This window comes from Sphingomonas trueperi, from assembly GCF_040545965.1.
In the GTDB taxonomy this organism is placed as follows: domain Bacteria; phylum Pseudomonadota; class Alphaproteobacteria; order Sphingomonadales; family Sphingomonadaceae; genus Sphingomonas; species Sphingomonas trueperi_C.
Window position 1 is genome coordinate 180,555 of the sequence record NZ_JBEPMV010000006.1, and the last position, 16,388, is coordinate 196,942.

Here is a 16,388-nt window from a genome sequence, read left to right on the forward strand (position 1 = left end):
GTAAACGTCGCCGTATGCCCCTCGAACGCGCGAGCCGGCGAAACTCTCCCGCGCGTTCACGCGGTGAGACGTGGCACAGCTGCGATTGACGGTTGCTGAACGGCGGATGTCAAGCCAGCCGATCGGGTACCTCGCGCGCATCGGCATCGATGCTGGTCTGCGGCGCCATCGCTTCCCAGGGGAAGACGAACCAGTCCTTCTGCACCGCACGGTCGATCGTCTCGGCGCGATACTCCACCCGTTGCGACGAGCGGACATTGTCGAGCAGCACGGCGAAGCGCACCTGCTCGGCAACTGCCCCCTCGGCGGCCAGTGCGGCGCGGAGTTCGCCGATCGTCTTGCCGCTGTCGTTGATGTCCTCGACGAAGAGCAGCCGCTCACCGTCGCGGCTGCGCTTGGCGAGCACCGCGACCAGTTCCTCGGCGAACTGGGCGATATGGGTCGAATAGTCGATCGAGACGAGCGGCAGCCCGATCCGGTGCGAGAGATACACTGCAGGCGTCAGCCCGCCGCGCCCGACGCCGACGAGCAGGGTGGGGGACCAGTCCGTCACGGCGCCTGCAATCGCATGGACGCCGGCGACGAGCTGGTCATGGGTGAAGTGGGTGAAGACGATGTTGCCCATCACGCCGCCTCCGCCATCCAGGCGTCGATCGCCGCCAGGTGCGTCGCCACCGCTTCGTCGGGCAGGAACGAGCCGAGGAAGCTGTTGCGGGCGAGGGTGGCGAGCTGCTGCTTGGTGAGACCTCGACCCCGGGCGACGGCGCGGTAGTTCTCGCCGACATAGCCGCCGAAATAGGCGGGGTCGTCCGAGTTCACCGTGGCGCGCAGGCCGAGTTCGAGCATCCGGTCGATCGGATGCGCCTCGATCGTCTCGACGTTGCACAGCTTGACGTTGGACAGCGGACAGACGGTGAGCGTCATGCCCGACCGCGCCAGCCGGGCGACCAGCGCGGGGTCGTCGAGGCTGCGATTGCCATGGTCGAGCCGGTCGACCTGGAGCAGGTCCAGCGCCTCATGGACATAGGCGGCCGGGCCTTCCTCGCCGGCATGGGCGACGCGCTTCAGGCCCTTCTCGGCGGCGGCGGCGAACACGCGGGCGAACTTGGACGGCGGATGGCCGAGCTCGGACGAGTCCAGCCCCACGCCGGCGATGCGGTCGAGCCACGGTTCGGCCTCAGCCAGCGTCTTGAAGGCATCTTCCTCGTCGAGATGGCGCAGGAAGCAGAGGATCAGCTGCGAGGTGATGCCGAAGCGCGCCTCGGCCTCCGCCATGCCGGCGAGCAGCCCCTCGACCACGGTACGCATCGCGATGCCGCGATGCGTATGGGTCTGCGGGTCGAAGAAGATCTCGGCATGGCGGACGCCGTCGGCAGCGGAGCGCTCGAAATAGGCCAGCGCGAGGTCGCGGAAATCGGCCTCGGTGCGCAGCACGTCGGCGCCGGCATAATAGATGTCGAGAAAATCCTGCAGGTTCGAGAACTGATAGGCGGCGCGCACCGCCTCGACGCTGTCATAGGGAATCGCCACGCCGTTGCGCCGGGCGAATTCGAACATCTGCTCGGGCTCGAGGCTGCCTTCGATGTGGAGATGGAGTTCGGCCTTGGGCAGACCGGCGATGAAAGCGTCCAAATTTTCCATCGCCTCACCATCGCAGTCGCCTTGGTGAGTCGCAAGCGCAACGCCCGGCGCGTAAGATGCGTTCGGTGCATCTGTCGGGAGGAAGATCGGCCATGATCACTGCGGCGGAGGCAATGGATGCGGCACTTCGGTTCGCGCAGCCGCCGTACGACGAAGCCAATGTGGTGCAGGTCGACGTCGTGCCGGTGAGAATTGGCGATGTCGCGGTGTGGAAGGTGACGGTTGAAGAAGTGCCGGTCGGGCCCGACGCCTGGATGGAGATCCATTGGCCGCCGGTTTCCTATTTTGTCGATGTGGCGAACGGCCACGTCATCGGCTTCGCGACGGAGCGGGCACGATGCTGCGCTAAGGCGGCGTACGCTTAAGGAATTTGCTCTGGAGATGTGGGGACCGGTCGTAACCGGTCCCGACAAGAGCAGATGGCTCCCCGAGTAGGATTCGAACCTACGACCATTCGATTAACAGTCGAATGCTCTACCGCTGAGCTATCGGGGACCACTCTGGTCAACCCCTCGGCGGTGGGTCACCGCGTCGGGAGGCGCGCCTTTAGCACCGGGTTTTCGGAACGCGCAAGGGGTTTTATGCAATAAATTGTTCCATCGTTATTCGATCGTCCAATGCGTGCTCCGGATCGAACAGCAGCGTGAGGTCGCGCATGCGGTCGATCTCGACATGGACGCTGCAAACTTCCCGAATCTCCCGCTGATCGGCCACCGCGCTCACCGGGCGCTTGTCGGCCTCCAGCACGCGGATATCGATGCGGGTCTTCTCGGGCAGGATCGCGCCGCGCCAGCGGCGAGGGCGGAAGGGGCTGATCGGGGTGAGCGCGAGCAGCGCCGAGCCGAGCGGCAGAATCGGGCCCTGGGCCGAAAAGTTGTACGCCGTCGATCCCGCGGGCGTCGCGACGAGGATGCCGTCGCAGACCAGCTCGGGGATGACGATTCGGCCGTTGATGGTGACTTCCAGTTTGGCGGTCTGCCGCGTCTCGCGCAGCAGCGAGGCTTCGTTGATCGCGGGAAGCACGCAGGTCTCGCCCTCTACCGTCGTCGCGGTCATCGCCAGCGGGGCGACGCGAAAGGGGCGGGCGCGCTCGAGCCGCTCGGTGAGCCCGTTCAGCCCCCAGTCGTTCATCAGGAAGCCCACCGTGCCCAGGTTCATCCCGAACACCGGCAGCAGCCGCCGCCGCTCCAGCATCGCGTGGAGCGTCTGCAGCATGAAGCCGTCGCCGCCGAGTGCGACCACTTCCTCTGCCTCGTCGACGGGCACCCAGTCATAGGCCTGGCGGAGCTCCTCCGCTGCGGTCTGGGCCGGAGCGGTGGGCGAGGCGAGCAATGCGCGCGGCTTCCCCACGCTCATCCGCCGGTGACGCTCATGTGGCGCGAGACCGCCGGCGCGGCGCCGGCTTCGATGCGGAAATCATGCCGTTCGGGCTTGGCGGCGAGCGCACGGTCAATCGCCGCATCCACCGCCTCCAGCCCGCCCGCGCGAATCGCTGCCTTCAGGTCCACCGAATCCTCATGCCCCAGGCACATGTGCAACCGACCGTCGGTCGAGAGCCGAACGCGGTTGCAGCTTGCGCAGAAATTGTTGGTGAGCGGCGAGATCAGCCCCAGCCGGCTGTCCGTACCCCCCACGCGCCAGTAGCGCGCCGGGCCGCCGCTGTCGTATGAATCGGCGACGAGGTCGAACTGCGTCTTCAGCCGCGCCAGCACCTCGGGCAGCGGCAGGAAGCGATCGGCGCGATCCTCGTCGATCACGCCCATCGGCATCGTCTCGATCAGCGATAGGTCCATGCCATTCGCCGCGACCCAGGCGAGCATCGGCGCGATCTCGTCCTCGTTGAGGCCGCGCAGCGCGACCATGTTGATCTTCACCCGCAGCCCAGCGTCTCGCGCCGCCGCGATGCCGCCCAGCACCTGGTCCACGTCGCCATGGCGGGTGATGTAGTGGAAGGTCTCGGGATCGCGGCTGTCGAGGCTGACGTTGAGGCGGCGGACGCCCGCGGCGGCGAGTTGCGGCGCATATTGCGCCAGCCGCGTCGCGTTGGTGGTGAGCGTGAGCTCCTTGAGCCCGTCGCCGATCCGCGCGCCGAGTTGCTCCACCAACGTCATCATGTTGCGCCGGACCAGCGGCTCGCCGCCGGTCAGCCGGATCTTGGTGACGCCGCGATCGACGAAACGCCCGGCGATCGCCGCCAGCTCCTCCAGGCTCAGCACCGCCTCGCGCGGCAGGAAGGTCATATGCTCCGCCATGCAATAGCGGCAGCGCAGATCGCAGCGATCGGTGACGGAAATACGCAGATAGCGGATCGCACGGTTGTGGCGATCGACCAGCGTGGGCGGCGTCGCGAGGGCGGGTGCGCTGGCCATAGACGCCGGAAGTAAGGCGTTGAACCGCGCCGTACAAGGCTTGGATAGCCGAGCGCGCAACGAGCCGCTATCGAGGTCGGCATGGAAGAAGGGTTCACGATCGTCCAGGGCACCGCGCCTGCCCCCGAGGTGCCGGTATTCGTACTCTCGTTCCGCCAGCGCGACGAAGTCGCCGCCGCTGCCGCGGGCGGGGGCTGGCGGGTCGTTGCGGCGCGGCGCAGCGAAGGGCTGGAAACGCGCTTCCTGGCGAGCGGCGCCTCGGTCGCGGTGATCGATGCGCGTGGGGCGATGACCGAGGGGCTCGATGCCGCGCGCCTGCTCGGGCCGACGATCAAGGCGTACGGCGCGGCGCTGCTCATCCTCGTCTCGCAGAGCGATACCGTGCACATGGGCCGTTTCTACGATGCCGGCGCGACGCATTTCCTCGGCAGCCCGATGTCCTCCGCCGCGATCGCCCACGCCATCCGGTTCGCGGAGCGCTATGTCGAGCGGCTTTCGGGCTGGGCAGGGCAGGGGACGAGCACGTCCAACCCGCTCGGCTGGCGATTCGACCCGACGGCCGGCTCGATCGAACTGACCCCGGCGCTTGCCCAATTGCTCGACCTGCCCGAAGCGCCGGGGCCGCGCGCGCTGTTCGGCCGGCTGGCACTGTCCGACCGGCGGCTCGCCTGGGCGGCGCTGCGGCGGCTGCGCGAGGCAGGCTCGACCGCCTTTGCGCACGACCTGCCCGGCAAGGGCCGGGTGGTGCAGCATCTCCAGTACGACGCGGAGACCGGCCAGATCGATGCGCTGGTCGAGCCGCTGGGGCTGACCCCCGATGCCGGCGCGGCGGTGCGCGACGTGCTGACCGGTGCCCGGGATGCACCCAGCGCGCGGCGCTGGATCGATCGCGCGATGGAGAAGGGCGATCGAGTCGGCCTGGTGCTGGTCGGCCTCACCCGCTTCGACACGATCAACACCGCCTATGGCCGCCCGGCCGGGGACGAACTACTGCGGAGCGTGTCGCGACGCGTCGCCGAGGCGGCGCGCGAGACGCTGGGCGCCGACGTGGTGGTCGCGCGGATCGGCGGATCGGATTTCCTCGCGGCGGCGGTTGACCCGGGCACGCCGGCGCTTCGCACCGCGGCGCGGAAGATCGAGGAGGCGCTGGCGCGGCCCTTCGTGGCGGCGGGCGAGCTGGTCCATCTCGGCGCCAAGGTGGTGGTGACCGAAAGCGTTGCGGGCGACGGTGCCGCCAGCCTGTTGCGGCGGGCGAGCGAGACGCTGCTTGGCGAAGGCGCGGCGCGGCCGGGCAGCGGCCCGTCGATCGAGTCGCTGATTGGTGACCTTCGTCGCGGGATCGAGCGCGGCGAGATCGGTGTGCTGTTCCAGCCGCAGGTCGCGGTCGCCACCGGGCAGATCACCGGCGTCGAGGCGCTCGCGCGCTGGCAGCATCCGCAGCACGGCGAGATCGGCGCCGAGCCGCTGTTCGCCGCGGCCGAGCGCGCCGGGCTGTGCAGCGTGCTCAGCGAGCATGTCCAGCGCCGGGCGCTGACCATCGCTGCGCACTGGCCGCGCTCGCTGAGCAATCTGCGGCTGTCGATCAACGTCACGGCGGGCGATGTCGGGCGGCCCGGCTTCGGCGAGAGCCTGCTGCGTTGGGTGGATGCCACTGGCTTCCCGCGTCAGCGGCTGACGCTGGAGATCACCGAAAGCGGCATCATGGCGGATCTGAGCGAGGCGGCTGCGCTGCTCTCGGGCCTGCGCACGGCGGGGTGCCGGGTGGCGATCGACGATTTCGGCACCGGCTATTCGAGCCTCGCCTATCTGAAGGCGCTGCCGCTCGACTATCTCAAGATCGACAAGAAGCTGTCCAACGAGATCACTGGATCGCCGCGCGACCGGATCGTGGTGCGCGGGGTGATCGACATGGCGCGGTCGCTGGGGCTGGCCGTGGTGGCCGAGGGCGTCGAAACCGAGGCGGCGCTCGACCTGCTCGCCAAGGAAGGCTGCCAGTATTTCCAGGGCTTCCTGTGCTCGCCGCCGATCGACGTGCCGGCGCTCGCCGCGCTGGTGCGCGACTGGTGAGCGCCGGCGCGGCCGTCAGAGGTCGGGGCGGGTAAGCGCAGGCACGGCCGCAGGTGGCAGCGGACGATAGCCACCGAAGCGCGATCCGGCCTTTTCGGTGCGGAACTGGGAGGCGAGGTTGGCGAGATCGCTGACTTCGTTCGCCAGATTCTGCGCGGCGGCCGAAGTCTGCTCTACCATCGCCGCATTCTGTTGGGTGGCGCGGTCCATCGCCCCGACGGCGTTGGAGATTTCGCTGATCGCGGTCGACTGGGCGCCGTTGTCGGTGGCCATGCTGCCGAGCAGGTCGTGAACCTGGCTGACATCGCCCGAGATGTTGGCAAGCGCGCCGTCGACCTTCTGCACCGCGTCCACCGCGGTGACGATCTCGGCCTGGGTCATGGTGAGCTGCTCGCGGGCACGGCCGGCCTCTTCCTCGGCGCGCATGGCCAGCGCGGAGACGAGATCGGCGACGACCGCGAAGCCGCGGCCTGCCTCGCCCGCACGGCCGGCTTCCACCGCCGCGTTCATGGCAAGGACTCGCGTCTGGAAGGCGATCTTGTCGAGGCCTTCGATGACGCTGTCGGTACCCTTGGCGGCTTCGGACACGCGGCCCATCGCCTGCGAGGCTTCGTCCGCGATCGAACGGCCCTGGCCTACGGTGGAGAGTGCCTGGTCGGCACGCGCAACGGTGTGGCGCGCCGCCTCGGCGGTGGAGCGGAAGCGCGCGTCCATCTGCGAGACGGCGGCGGTGGTCTCCTCCAGGCTCGCGGCATTGCCCTGGGTGCGGCGCGACAGGTCCTCGGCCGCCTGCGAAATCTCGTTGATGCCCGAGCGGATGCGCATCGTGCCGTCGCTGACCGAAGCGATCATCTCGCGGATGCGATCGAGCGTCTTGTTGTAGCTCTTCTCGAGCGCGGCGAAGCTCGACGGCAGGCCGCTGAGCTCGTTGGTGAGGTCGCCCTCCGCCAGTGCGGTCAGCGCGTTCTCGAAGGCGGTGACTGCCGCCTCGCGCTCGGCCTGGGCTTCCTCGAAATAGATCGACAGCGACACTTCCATGTCCAGCAGCGCGGCTTTGACGAGCGCGATCGTCGCCTTTTCGGTGCTGGGGCCGCGGAACAGGCGCAGCAGGCGCTTGAACGGATTGTTGAAGCGGTGGACGCCGGCGATCAGGCCCTGCAGCACGATCGCATAGCTGCCGACATACCAGCGCGGCTCCAGGCCGATGCGGGCATGGGTGGCGCCGATGCGGCGGGCGCTGGCGTGATAGTCCGCGTTGAACTCGCCGGCGGCGATCCGTGCCCAGTGCTTTTGCTGCGCCGCCTTGGCGCGGTCCATATGCGCTCGGTCGCGGAAGAAGCGCGACGTTTCCGGCGTGGCGGCGGCGCGGGCGTAGAAGCGGTCGAGCGCGTCGCCCAGCGTCGCCTCGACCCATGGCTGGGTGGCGCGCAGCGTGTTGCGCTGGGCCTCGTCCATTTCCATGAAGCTGAGCCGCGACGTCATCTGCTCGGGCACGGTTGCATCCTTTCCTGACCTGCCAAGGTGGCTGCCGGGCATGCGGCAAGCCAATCTTAAGCATCATAGTATGTACCAAGGGACAGGTGGCGCGGCTAAGTAGAATACCGGTGGGTACTCGCGTTCGGGGTGGTCAGGAACAGATGTTTTTGGTCGCGACCGCGCCTGCTTAGGATGGTGGAAGTGGTCACGGCATACGTGCGATGACGACGACTCTCTGCACGACAGCAAGTTTCATGAATGAAAGGGGGCAACGGTGCTGCTGGCATTTCTACTGATCGGTGCCGAGCCGGAAACAAGTGCGGTCGATCGCGCAATGGCGCAGAGCGTCGCCGGCTGGAACGCGGGCGATATTGATCGCTTCATGGCAGTCTATTCGGACGATCCGACGACCAGTTTTGTCGCCGGCGAGGGGCTGGTGCGGGGCAAGGCGGCGATGAAGATCCGCTACCAGGCCAAGTACGACTTCGCCGATCCCGCCAAGCGCGGCACGCTCACGATCGAGCGGCTCGACTATCGCCCGCTCGGCCGCGACTATGCGCTGTACATCGGCCGCTATACCTTACGCTATCCGGACGGCCACAGCGCTTCCGGCCCCACCAGCGTCGTGCTGCACCACGAGGCCGGCGGGTGGAAGATCGTCGCCGATCACAGCAGCTGAGCCGGCTCAGCCCGCGGCGCGTGCCAGCCCGCGCGAGAGCTGCAGCGCGCCGTGCAGCCGCGCCGCCGGGTTCGCCCAGGCGCGGTTGATCACCAGCTTCATGTCCGGCCGCAGCCGCGCGGTCTCGCCCAGCTTCTCGACATAGGCGATCAGCGCCGCCGGGTTCGGGAAATGGTCGTTATGGAACGACACAAGCGCACCCTTGGGCCCGAGGTCCAGCTTGGCGATGCACGCCTTCTTGGCGTTGAGCTTGGTCTCGATCAGCCGCAGCAGATTGTCGGTCGGCTCGGGCAGCTTGCCGAAGCGATCGATCAGCTCGGCGGCGAAGCTCTCGATGCCGTCGGTATCCTCGATCTCGTTGAGGCGGCGGTAGAGCCCCATGCGCAGGTCGAGATCGGGGACATAGTCCTCGGGGATCATGATCGGCGCGTCGACGGTGATCTGCGGCGACAGGTCCTTGGGGCGGCTGTCGTCGCGGATGCCGCCGGCCTTGGCGTCCATGATCGCCTCTTCCAGCATCGACTGGTAGAGTTCGTAGCCGACTTCCTTGATGTGCCCCGACTGCTCGTCGCCGAGCAGGTTGCCTGCGCCGCGAATGTCGAGATCGTGGCTGGCCAGCTGGAAGCCCGCGCCCAGGCTCTCCAGGTCGGACAGCACCTTGAGCCGCTTTTCCGCCGCCTCGGTCATCTGCCGCTGAGGCGGGGTGGTCATATAGGCATAGGCGCGCGTCTTGGCCCGGCCGACCCGGCCGCGCAGCTGGTAGAGCTGGGCGAGGCCGAACTTGTCGGCGCGGTTGATGATCAGCGTGTTGGCGCTCGGGATGTCGAGCCCGCTCTCGACGATGGTGGTCGAGACCAGCACCTCGAACTTGCGGTCATAGAAGGCGGAGATCCGCTCCTCCACTTCGGTGGGGGACATCTGGCCGTGCGCGACGACATAGCGCACCTCGGGCACCTCGGTGCGGAGGAACTCCTCGATCTCGGGCAGGTCGGCGATGCGCGGGGTGACGAAATAGCTCTGCCCGCCGCGATAATGTTCGCGCAGCAGCGCCTCTCGCAGCACGACCGGGTCCCAGGGCATCACATAGGTGCGCACCGCGAGGCGATCGACCGGCGGGGTCTGGATCACCGAAAGCTCGCGCAGTCCGCTCATCGCCATCTGCAGCGTGCGCGGGATCGGCGTGGCAGTGAGGGTGAGGACATGGACGTCGGTCTTGAGCGCCTTCAGCCGCTCCTTGTGGGTCACCCCGAAGCGCTGCTCCTCGTCGACGATGACGAGGCCGAGCCGCTTGAAGTCGATATTCTTGGCCAGCACCGCATGGGTGCCGACGACGATGTCGATGGTGCCGGCGGCGAGCCCGTCCTTCACCTTCTTGGTCTCGCCCGCGGTCACGAGGCGCGAGAGGCGGCCGATCTCGAGAGGGAAGCCCTCGAAGCGCGTCTTGAAGTTGTTGTAGTGCTGGCGGGCGAGCAGAGTGGTGGGGCACACGACCGCCACCTGCATGCCGGCCATCGCCGCGACGAAAGCGGCGCGCAGCGCGACCTCGGTCTTGCCGAAGCCGACATCGCCGACGACGAGCCGGTCCATCGGCCGCCCGGCCGCGAGGTCGCCGAGCACGTCGCCGATCGCGCGATCCTGGTCGTCGGTCTCCTCGAACGGGAAGCGGTCGACAAACGCCGGGTAGCCGCCATGATCGGGCTCAGCGATCTCGGCGCCGCGGGTGGCGCGCAGGGCCGCCGTGGCGATCAGCTCGCCTGCGATCTCGCGGATCCGCTCCTTCATCCGCGCCTTGCGGCGCTGCCAGGCCTCGCCGCCGAGACGGTCGAGCGTCGCACCTTCCTCGCCCGAGCCGTAGCGGCTCAGTACCTCGAGATTTTCCACCGGCACGTAGAGCTTGTCGCCGCCGGCATATTCGAGGGCGACGCAATCGTGCGGTGCCTTCTGCACCGGGATCTGGGTCAGCCCCTCGTAGCGGCCGATGCCATGGTCGAGATGGACGACGAGATCGCCGGGCGAGAGCGTCGCCAGTTCCTGGAGGAACGCGTCGGTATTCTTGCGGCGCTTGGCGCGGCGGACGAGGCGGTCGCCGAGCATGTCCTGCTCGGTGAGCACCGCGACGTCGGGCGTGGTGAAGCCATGGTCGAGTGGCAGCACGAGCAGCGCCACCTGCAGCCCGCTGCCGTTCGGGTTGGCGACGCCGAGCGCGGGCTGCCAGCCGTCAACCGGCACCGCGCCGGTGAGCCCATGATCCTCCAGCAACCCCTTCAGCCGCTCGCGCGCGCCGATCGAGTAGCTGGCGAGCACCGGCTTCTTGCCCTGGCCCCGCACCGCCTTGAGGTGCGCGACCACCGCTTCGTAGACGTTGCTGGCTGCGGCGCGCTCGGGCGCGAAGTCGCGCGGCCCGTCGACGCCGAACTCGACGACGCGGTCCGACTCGGGCTCGTGGAACGGCGTCGCCAGGTGCATCGGCTGGGCATCGACCTGCGCCTGCCATTCCTTGGCGAGCAGATAGAGGTCGCCGGCCTTGAGCGGGCGATAGCTGCCCGGATCGGCCGACTGCGCCTTGATGCGGTTTTCCTGATAGTCCTTGATCGCCTCGAAGCGCTGCTCGGCGGCGGCCGGCGCGCCGCTGTCGCGGACGATCACGCTATGATCGGGCAGGTGGTCGAACAGCGTCTCCAGCCGTTCCTCGAACAGCGGCAGCCAATGCTCCATCCCGGCGAGGCGGCGGCCCTCGCTGATCGCCTGGTAGAGCGGGTCGCCGGTCGCGGTCGCGCCGAAGCGATCGCGATAGCCGCTGCGGAAGCGCTTGATGCTCTCCTCGTCGAGCAGCGCCTCGCTGGCGGGGAGCAGGGTGAAGCCATCGACCCGGCCGGTGGTGCGCTGGTCCTGCGGATCGAAGGTGCGGACGCTCTCGATCTCGTCGCCGAAGAAATCGAGCCGCAGCGCCTGTTCGGCGCCGCTCGGGAAGAGGTCGACCAGGCCGCCGCGCACGGCGAACTCGCCATGATCGTTGACCGTCTCGACGCGGACATAGCCGTTCGCCTGGAGCAGCGATGCGAGCTTATCGAGCCCGATGCGCTCGCCGGGGGCGAGTCGCGCGACCAGCTGGCGGATGCGGAACGGGGTGAGCGTTCGCTGGGTGGCGGCGTTGACCGTGGTGACAAGCAGGCGCGGCTTCTCGCTCTTGCCCTGGAGCGCATGCAGCGTGGCCAGCCGCTCCGCCATCACCCGCAAAGTCGGGCTGGCGCGGTCATAGGGGAGGCAGTCCCACGCCGGGTAGCTGAGCACCTCCAGCTCGGGTGCGAAGAAGGTCGCGGTGCTCGCCACCGCGCGCATGCCCGCCTCGTCGGCGGCGACGAACACCGCCATCCGGCTGGCGCGGGCGACATCGGCCAGCATCCAGGGCAGGAAGCCGCTCGGCACGCCGGCGAGCGTCAGCGGGTGCTTGGCGGAAAGGATCGTCTTCAGGTCGGGCATGGGGTCTCGCGTAGCAAAGTCGCTTTCACCTCACCCTTCCCACCGCCTTTGGCGGCGGGCCCCTTCCCTCTCCCTTGGAAGGGAGAGGGAGTTGGGCGGCATTCCCTCTCCCTTCCAAGGGAGAGGGAGGGAGGCGCTTAGCGCCGGAAGGATGAGGGTGATGGATCAAATCACCGCAGTTACTCGGAAATAGGCACGTAATTCAGCGTCTTCAGCGCATCGAGGATGGTCCCCCGGTAGCGCTCCGGGGCGGTGTCGGTTCCCATCGCCCAGGCCATGATGTCGACGTCCTGTTCTTCCAGCAGCGTCTCGAACAGCGCGATCTCCGCGTCGGACCAGCCTTCGCCATGCTGGTCGAAGAAACCGCCGATCAGCAGATCGGCTTCCTTGGTGCCGCGGTGCCAGCTGCGGAAGCGGAGGCGCTTTAGGCGAGTTTCTCGGTCCATGAGGGGCTTTCCCAACGGCAGGCGGACGGCTGCACGCCAGGGCGCGGCCGACACGCGGTTGATCACGAGCCCGGCAGATAGGGATGCCGCCGTCGAAAGGCCAGCGTGGTCTTACGGGTAGAAATGTGGAAGGCTTGTTAACCGAGGGCAGCTAGGGTCATCTTCTCTTTGGGGTATAAGGCTAGGGTACGATGACGGACACTTTGACCAACAAGCTGCGCTTCGTGATGCTGAAGTCGATCAACGGCGAGCCGATGATCGTCAACATTGCGTCGGTGCGCACGGTCACCACGATCAACATGGCGGGTGAGGATGTCGGCGTCATTTCGTTCGGCAAGGATCATGAAGTGGTGATCGGTTCGTCGGTGCCGGAAGTCGTGAAGGCGATCGAAGCCGCGCTCGCCAGCCACAGCCCGATCTTCCTCAACGCCTGATCCACGGCAGAGGCGCTGCGGCCGGCGCAGCGCCATTTGTCAGCCGCGCCGCCGCACGATAGGGCGGCGCGATGCGTCCCGAGCTTCTCAACCCATTGTTTGCCGAAGTCACTGCGCTGAAGGGCATCGGTCCGGCGCTGGCCAAGCCGATGGAGAAGCTGGGGCTGGCGCGGGTGGTGGACGTCGCCTTCCACCTGCCGACCGGATTCGTCGATCGAATCCCGCGCGACGAACTCGACATGGCCGATTCGGGCAAGGTGATCGCAATCACGCTCACGCCTGTGCAATATCGCTTCGGCGGCGGACCGCGCTCGCCCGCGCGGGTGCAGGCGGTCGACGCCAAGGGCAATCACGTTTCCCTCGTCTATTTCGGCGGCAGTTCGGGCTGGGCCAAGAAGCTGCTGCCGCTCAACGAGCCGCGCTGGGTCTCGGGCAAGCTCGAACATTATGGCCAGGACCTGCAGATGGTCCATCCGGACCATGTCCTGCCGCTCGACCAGGTCGAGAGCGTCGGCGGGCGCGAGGCGATCTATCCCTGTTCGGAAGGCATCACCTCCAAGCGGATCGCGGCGCTGGCCGCGCAGGCGATCGAGCGCGCGCCCGAGCTTCCCGAGTGGATCGAACCGAGCCTCAAGGCCCAGAAGGGCTGGCCCGACTGGCGCGAGGCGATCGCGCGCATCCATGCCGATCCGGCCGACGCCAAGGCGCGCGAGCGTCTCGCCTATGACGAGGTCTTCGCCAACCAGCTGGCGCTGCTGCTGGTCCGCGGGGAGGCGCGGGCGAAGCGCGGGCGTGCGCTCGCCGCCGACGGGCGGCTGCGCGACAAGCTGAAGCTGCCCTATGCCCCCACCGGCGCGCAGAGCCGCACCATCGCCGAGATCGAAGGCGACATGGCGCAGACTCAGCCGATGCTGCGGATGCTGCAGGGCGATGTCGGCTCGGGCAAGACGCTGGTCGCCACGATGGCGCTGCTGATCGCGGCGGAGGCGGGCGCGCAGGGTGCGCTGCTCGCGCCCACCGAGATCCTCGCCCGCCAGCATTACGAGACGCTCAGCCGCACGCTCGGGCCGATCGGCGTCAACGTCGCGATCCTCACCGGCCGCGACAAGGGCAAGGCGCGCGAGGCGACGCTGATGGGGCTGGCTGCGGGCGACATCGACATCCTGATCGGCACCCATGCGATCTTCCAGGAAGGCGTGACCTATCGCGACCTGGGGCTGGTGGTGGTCGACGAACAGCACCGCTTCGGCGTCGCCCAGCGAATGATGCTCCAGGCCAAGGCCGAGCGCCCGCCGCACCTGCTGGTGATGACCGCCACGCCGATCCCGCGCACGCTGACGCTTGCTCAATATGGCGAGATGGACGTCAGCCGGCTCGACGAGATGCCGCCGGGCCGCCAGCCGATCGAGACCAGCGTGATCTCCGAGGAGCGGCTGGGCGAGGTGGTCGGCGGGCTCGGACGGCATCTGGCGAACGGCGGGCAGGCCTATTGGGTGTGCCCGCTGGTCGAGGAGAGCGAGAAGAGTGACCTCGCCGCCGCCGAGGCGCGCGCGGCCGAGCTGCAGGCACATTTCGGCGGCAAGGTCGGGCTGATCCATGGCCGGATGAAGGGGCCGGAGAAGGACGCGGTGATGGCGCGCTTCTCGGCGGGCGAGCTCGGCGTGCTGGTCGCGACGACGGTGATCGAGGTTGGCGTCGATGTGCCCAATGCGACGCTGATCGTGATCGAGCATGCCGATCGCTTCGGCCTGGCCCAGCTCCACCAGCTGCGCGGCCGGGTCGGGCGGGGCGGGGGGCGTTCGGTCTGCGTGCTGTTCCGCGGCAACCATCTGAGCGAAACCGCGCGCGCGCGGCTGGCGCTGATGCGCGAGAGCAATGACGGCTTCCGTATCGCCGAGGAGGATCTGCGGCTGCGCGGCGCGGGCGAACTGCTCGGCACGCGCCAGTCGGGTGACATGCAGTTTCGGCTGGCGGAACCGGACATGCTCGGCGCGCTGCTGCCGGCCGCCAATGGCGATGCGCGGCTGCTGGTCGATCGCGACGGCGGCTTGAAGGGCGAGCGGGGGCAGGCGGCGCGGGTGGCGCTGTACCTGTTCGAGCGCGATGCGGCGGTGGGGCTGCTCCGCGCCGGTTGATCAGCGGGCGCGCATCGCCGTTACGAGCGGCACATAGTCCGGGTCGGCGATCGGCTGGAGGAACTGGCAGCCGATCCGGCCGCCCAGCGCCCAGCGCACCTCCGCGCCGGTCTCGCCGAGGATGGGCAGCTGGATGCGGAGCAGGTCGCCGGGCTCGAAGGGGGCCTCACAGCGTGCCATCAGCCCTTGCGGCGAGACGTTGACGACCAGGAAGGCAGCGGCGCGCGCGTCGGGGCCCACCGCACGGGTGCGATGCTCGACTTCGTCGCGATGCACCAGACGGTCGTCGATAGTCGCCAGCTTGGCACCCGTTACGCTCACACGCCCCTCTCCACACACTGGAGGACCGCGAACACGGTAACCTGGATCAGTGAACAGGTGCCGAACGAAGCCGGTAAACGCGGCGTTAGCCCTGCGGCGTCAGCAACCCGTGATGCTTCTTGCCGGCCGAGAGCCGGACCTCGCCGGAGACCGCTATTGTCGCCGCCTCGTCGTCGATCTTCTCGCCTTCGACGCGCGCGCCGCCGCCCTTGATCAGCCGCCGCGCTTCGCCCTTCGACGCGCAGAAGCCCAAGCCGACCAGCGCGTCGACCACGCTGATGCTGCCGCCGCTCACTGCCAGCGTCGGCAACGCACCGCCGGCGGCCCCTTCCTCGAAGGTCTTGCGCGCGGTCTCGGCGGCTTCCTCGGCGGCGGCGCGGCCGCGGCACATCGCGGTCGCTTCGTTGGCGAGGATCTTCTTCGCCTCGTTGATCTCGGCGCCTTCCAGCGCCTCCAGCCGGGCGATCTCGTCGAGCGGCAGGTCGGTGAACAGCCGCAGGAAGCGGCCGACATCGCGATCGTCGGTGTTCCGCCAGAACTGCCAATAGTCATAATGCGGCAGCTGATCCGGGTTGAGCCACACGGCGCCCGACATGGTCTTGCCCATCTTGCCGCCGTCCGCGGTGGTGATCAGCGGGGTGGTGACGCCGTAGACCTCGGTGCCGTCGACGCGGCGCGACAGCTCGATGCCGTTGACGATATTGCCCCACTGGTCCGATCCGCCCATCTGCAGGCGGCAGCCCGAACGGCGCGACAGCTCCAGAAAGTCATAGCCCTGGAGGATCATGTAGTTGAACTCAAGGAAGCTCAGCGACTGTTCGCGATCGAGCCGCAGCTTTACCGAATCGAAGCTCAGCATCCGGTTGATCGAGAAATGCCGGCCGATGTCGCGCAGGAACGGGATATATTCGAGCTTGTCCAGCCAGTCGGCATTGTCGACCATCACCGCGTCGGTGGGGCCGTCGCCGAAGGTGAGGAAGTTCTCGAACACGGTCTTGATCGAGGCGATGTTGCTGCTGATCGTGTCGAGCGTCAGCATCTTGCGGGCTTCGTCCTTGAAGCTCGGGTCACCGATCTTGCCGGTGCCGCCGCCCATCAGCACGATCGGCTTGTGGCCCGCCTGCTGGAGGCGGCGGAGCAGCATGATCTGCACCAGGCTGCCGACATGGAGCGACGGCGCGGTGGGATCGAAGCCGATATAGCCGGGCACGATCTGCTTGGCGGCGAGCGCGTCGAGGCCCTCGGCGTCGGTCACCTGGTGGATATACCCGCGCGAGGCGAGCAGGCGGAGCAGATCGGAGCTGTATTCGGTCATGATGGCAGCGCGCATAGCCAAAGCG

At 68.1% G+C, this 16,388-nt stretch carries 14 protein-coding genes and 1 tRNA gene; 5 read left to right on the forward strand and 10 right to left on the reverse strand.

What is annotated here, in order from left to right:
• Positions 1-109: 109 nt before the first annotated feature.
• Together ABIC35_RS17455 and ABIC35_RS17460 are read right to left on the reverse strand one after the other, a co-directional pair.
• The gene (locus tag ABIC35_RS17455) at positions 110-625 is read right to left on the reverse strand and encodes a phosphoribosyltransferase (protein WP_121076660.1); all 516 of its coding nucleotides are present in this window, start codon (positions 623-625) and stop codon (positions 110-112) included.
• Positions 625-1,641 (reverse strand): adenosine deaminase, encoded by a 1,017-nt coding sequence (locus tag ABIC35_RS17460; RefSeq protein ID WP_121076662.1) that lies wholly within the window; start codon positions 1,639-1,641, stop codon positions 625-627. Before ABIC35_RS17460 ends, ABIC35_RS17455 begins: the two co-directional genes overlap by 1 nt.
• Positions 1,642-1,733: 92 nt before the next feature.
• Here ABIC35_RS17460 and ABIC35_RS17465 point away from each other — a divergent pair, with 92 nt between their 5' ends.
• Positions 1,734-2,006 carry a hypothetical protein gene (locus ABIC35_RS17465; protein WP_121076664.1) on the forward strand — a complete coding sequence of 91 codons (273 nt, stop codon included), beginning with the start codon at positions 1,734-1,736 and terminating at the stop codon, positions 2,004-2,006.
• Between the two features lie 55 nt (positions 2,007-2,061).
• Here the strand turns inward: ABIC35_RS17465 and ABIC35_RS17470 are convergent.
• From ABIC35_RS17470 to moaA, 3 genes are all read right to left on the reverse strand, one after another.
• Positions 2,062-2,136 (reverse strand) — tRNA-Asn (locus tag ABIC35_RS17470).
• 84 nt (positions 2,137-2,220) lie between these two features.
• Entirely contained in the window at positions 2,221-2,997 is a 777-nt protein-coding gene (locus ABIC35_RS17475) for an NAD kinase (protein ID WP_121076666.1), read from the reverse strand.
• Entirely contained in the window at positions 2,994-4,010 is a 1,017-nt protein-coding gene (gene moaA / locus ABIC35_RS17480) for a GTP 3',8-cyclase MoaA (RefSeq protein WP_121076668.1), read from the reverse strand. The genes ABIC35_RS17475 and moaA overlap by 4 nt, the downstream gene beginning before the upstream one ends.
• Before the next feature lie 81 nt (positions 4,011-4,091).
• Here moaA and ABIC35_RS17485 point away from each other — a divergent pair, with 81 nt between their 5' ends.
• The gene (locus ABIC35_RS17485) at positions 4,092-6,077 is read left to right on the forward strand and encodes a putative bifunctional diguanylate cyclase/phosphodiesterase (RefSeq protein WP_121076670.1); all 1,986 of its coding nucleotides are present in this window, start codon (positions 4,092-4,094) and stop codon (positions 6,075-6,077) included.
• A gap of 15 nt (positions 6,078-6,092) precedes the next feature.
• Here the strand turns inward: ABIC35_RS17485 and ABIC35_RS17490 are convergent, their stop codons facing one another.
• The gene (locus tag ABIC35_RS17490; RefSeq protein WP_121076672.1) at positions 6,093-7,559 is read right to left on the reverse strand and encodes a methyl-accepting chemotaxis protein; all 1,467 of its coding nucleotides are present in this window, start codon (positions 7,557-7,559) and stop codon (positions 6,093-6,095) included.
• Positions 7,560-7,827: 268 nt separating this feature from the next.
• Here ABIC35_RS17490 and ABIC35_RS17495 point away from each other — a divergent pair, with 268 nt between their 5' ends.
• Positions 7,828-8,232, forward strand: coding sequence for a YybH family protein (locus ABIC35_RS17495; RefSeq protein ID WP_354278534.1), 405 nt, complete (start codon positions 7,828-7,830; stop codon positions 8,230-8,232).
• A gap of 6 nt (positions 8,233-8,238) precedes the next feature.
• Here the strand turns inward: ABIC35_RS17495 and mfd are convergent, their stop codons facing one another.
• Together mfd and ABIC35_RS17505 are read right to left on the reverse strand one after the other, a co-directional pair.
• The gene (gene mfd, locus ABIC35_RS17500; RefSeq protein ID WP_121076674.1) at positions 8,239-11,712 is read right to left on the reverse strand and encodes a transcription-repair coupling factor; all 3,474 of its coding nucleotides are present in this window, start codon (positions 11,710-11,712) and stop codon (positions 8,239-8,241) included.
• A gap of 179 nt (positions 11,713-11,891) precedes the next feature.
• Positions 11,892-12,158, reverse strand: a complete 267-nt coding sequence (locus tag ABIC35_RS17505; RefSeq protein WP_121079333.1) for a succinate dehydrogenase assembly factor 2 — start codon at positions 12,156-12,158, stop codon at positions 11,892-11,894.
• A 191-nt stretch (positions 12,159-12,349) separates the two neighbouring features.
• Between ABIC35_RS17505 and ABIC35_RS17510 the strand changes: the two genes are divergently transcribed.
• Complete coding sequence (locus tag ABIC35_RS17510) at positions 12,350-12,592, forward strand: hypothetical protein (RefSeq protein ID WP_121076676.1); 243 nt, start codon at positions 12,350-12,352, stop codon at positions 12,590-12,592.
• 71 nt (positions 12,593-12,663) lie between these two features.
• Positions 12,664-14,727: an ATP-dependent DNA helicase RecG gene (gene recG / locus ABIC35_RS17515; RefSeq protein WP_121076678.1), complete on the forward strand. Its 2,064-nt coding sequence runs from the start codon at positions 12,664-12,666 to the stop codon at positions 14,725-14,727.
• On the opposite strand, the gene ABIC35_RS17520 is transcribed toward recG, so the two are convergent.
• Both ABIC35_RS17520 and tyrS read right to left on the reverse strand, forming a co-directional pair.
• Positions 14,728-15,048: a PilZ domain-containing protein gene (locus tag ABIC35_RS17520; protein WP_121076680.1), complete on the reverse strand. Its 321-nt coding sequence runs from the start codon at positions 15,046-15,048 to the stop codon at positions 14,728-14,730.
• Positions 15,049-15,133: 85 nt separating this feature from the next.
• Positions 15,134-16,363 (reverse strand): tyrosine--tRNA ligase, encoded by a 1,230-nt coding sequence (gene tyrS / locus ABIC35_RS17525; RefSeq protein ID WP_121079335.1) that lies wholly within the window; start codon positions 16,361-16,363, stop codon positions 15,134-15,136.
• Between the last annotated feature and the right edge of the window lie 25 nt (positions 16,364-16,388).